This is a genomic window from Vibrio sp. 1580 (genome assembly GCF_033340055.1).
In genome coordinates this window covers 1-519 of the sequence record NZ_JAWOVT010000728.1, presented here as the reverse complement: position 1 = coordinate 519, position 519 = coordinate 1, and the positions used below count along the sequence as shown (strand labels likewise).

The window sequence follows — 519 nt, the reverse complement described above, 5'->3', positions numbered from 1 at the left end:
ATCCTTTTTTCCACTTTCATCTCTCCTAATGCCATGATGTCACCCGGAATCGGGTCGACTTTCTTAAATGCATCTCGAACACGTTTCTCCGCATCGTCATCGACGTACCTAACCACTAGTGATTCGAAGAAACGACGCGCTTCCACTTCGGATAGCATATCGATATCAAGTTCAACTGGCTTAAGTTCTTGCCCATAACTCAATCGAGACAAGACCGACTCCAAACGCCCAGACTGAGTAAAAAGCAACACGTTGATCGTCCAGTTCGGCTTTTCATGCGCCTCTAAGACTAACGTCCATAACTCCGAAATGAGCGTTTCACTAAGTAAATGAGCGTCATCAATAACAATCGCAATATCGCAAGGCTCACCTTCGAGAATACGCTCTAGACTGTCGAGTAAAGGCTCTTGTTGATTAAACAATGCATCGGAAACCAGCTGACTCAAGATGAGGACGCGACGCTGCACGTCATCTTGGGTCGCATGGCAAAGTAACAAACATTGATTTTTGTTACTCGCA

1 pseudogene is annotated in these 519 nt (G+C 45.5%); it reads right to left on the bottom strand.

Annotation, left to right across the window (positions count from 1 at the left end):
• Positions 1-519: pseudogene (locus R7093_RS28075) on the bottom strand (cell division protein DamX); the annotation flags it as partial.